2 protein-coding genes are annotated in these 1,726 nt (G+C 45.1%); both read right to left on the bottom strand.

Translation table 11 applies throughout. From position 1 onward, the window contains the following. Positions 1-159: 159 nt before the first annotated feature. Complete coding sequence (locus tag Q0620_RS10475; protein WP_298785072.1) at positions 160-1,005, bottom strand: universal stress protein; 846 nt, start codon at positions 1,003-1,005, stop codon at positions 160-162. Positions 1,006-1,405: 400 nt separating this feature from the next. Continuing rightward, positions 1,406-1,561: a hypothetical protein gene (locus tag Q0620_RS10470; protein WP_297921763.1), complete on the bottom strand. Its 156-nt coding sequence runs from the start codon at positions 1,559-1,561 to the stop codon at positions 1,406-1,408. Between the last annotated feature and the right edge of the window lie 165 nt (positions 1,562-1,726).

The raw sequence follows: 1,726 nt of genomic DNA, 5'->3' as shown, positions 1-1,726 counted from the left end.
AAGATATATTGACGAATTTTCAAGCAAAATTTCTATGAATTTTAAAAAGTATATAAATTTGAAAAACGAAGGATTAAAAAATTTAAAATTCTAAAATTCCGCCGCCTTAAAATAACGTAAGCGACGGAATTTAGCGTTTATCGGTGTTTGGTCTTGCGATTATGATAGCACTAGCACCGGTACAAGCGCATTGTGCAAGATATCCTCGGAGACGCTGCCTAAAAAGAGCTTTTTGAAAAATCCCTTCGTAAAGGCGCCGGTAGCGATCAGATCGAGGTTATTAGCGCGGCGATATTTGATGATCTCATCGGCGGGAACTTCGGCTTGGATGAATTTGAAAGTGGCGTTTTGAGTGCCTAAAATTTCGCGCGCCAGATCCAGCATCCGCTCGCCCTCTGCGGCACCCGCATTGATGTGCAAGACATGCTTATGTGCGCTCGCAAGAAGCTTTGAGCTCTTTATAAACTCAAGCGTGCGTTTCGCCGCATCAGTGCCGTCAAACGCAATGAGCACGGAGTTAATCGGTGAAAATTCCTTATTCACGAGCAGCGACGGCACGTGAAGCTCCTTTATTAGCACGCTTGCGTTAAAGCCTACGTCCTCGTTATTTGAGCCCTTGATACCGAGTACAAAAATTTCAGCTTCGTCCTTGTACTCGGCGATAACGTCGATGAAATCGCCATCTTTAATGATCTTACTCGCCTTTAGACCCGCAGCAGTCGCAGCGCAGATATATTCATCCAGCATCGCTTCAGCTTCTTCGTGGTCTTTCTCCGCATCCACGCCGCCTAGTGTGGGACTTCCGTAGCTATTTGCAAGGATATCATTCTCTCCTAGGACGATTCCGCCTGCGGCTAGCCCATAAAAATTCTCGCCAAGCTCCGGGATTTCAACCACGTGAATAAACACGAGCTCGGCACCCAAGGTTTTAGCGACGTAAATTCCGTAATCTCTAACCGCCGGGGCAAGCGCATTTTGATCGACGCAAGTGATGACCTTTTTCATTTTTCGTCCTTTTAAAGATAAAATTTTAATCAAAATAAGCTTATCAAATTTTGTATAAAAGTTATTTAAATTCGTCAGACTTGAATTCGGCACGGACGATTTTGTGAAATTTCAAAGCCGTGCCGCAATAGGTTTGTGAGGCGTGGGCGCGCTTGTGGCAAGCTAGCTCAGGCTCGGCGTGACAACTAGCGAGCAGTTACAACGTAGTAGCAGTGGGCGACTAAAAAACGTTGCGGATGCGGCAGGCAAGATACGGCGCGGGCGATTTTGAAATTTATCAAGTCGCTAAAGGCGCGGTTTAAAGCGCCGTTATTGCGGTTAGTAGCCCAAAGATGATCCCCGGGAAATTTGCTGCGGCGAGCGGATAGTCCTTTTTGGGCTTTAGCAGGCCGTAGCTAAGCTATATCGTGCAGTTTATCGCGGCTGCGAGCGGCTGGAGAAACGGAACTTTGTTGCCGTCTAAATTTGCCATTATATTCGGCACATAGGATACGTACATGATGACCGACAGGCATGTGCCCGCCCAACCTAAAATTTGTAAATTTCTTTCGCTCATCGGCCTTCCTTGCTTTTAAGATACGTTTCAAATTTACGAATGAAACGAAGCGGGATTTAATACACCAAAGATAAGAAACAAATTAAAAGATGGCTAGAAATAAAATTTGACTTTAAATTTATCGCAGCGACTCCTCGTCTGCTCGTGTATGCGTAAATTTTAAAA

This window comes from uncultured Campylobacter sp. (genome assembly GCF_938017615.1).
GTDB lineage: Bacteria > Campylobacterota > Campylobacteria > Campylobacterales > Campylobacteraceae > Campylobacter_B.
Note: the sequence above shows the minus strand (reverse complement) of the source record. Positions and strands in the feature narration are given on the sequence as shown.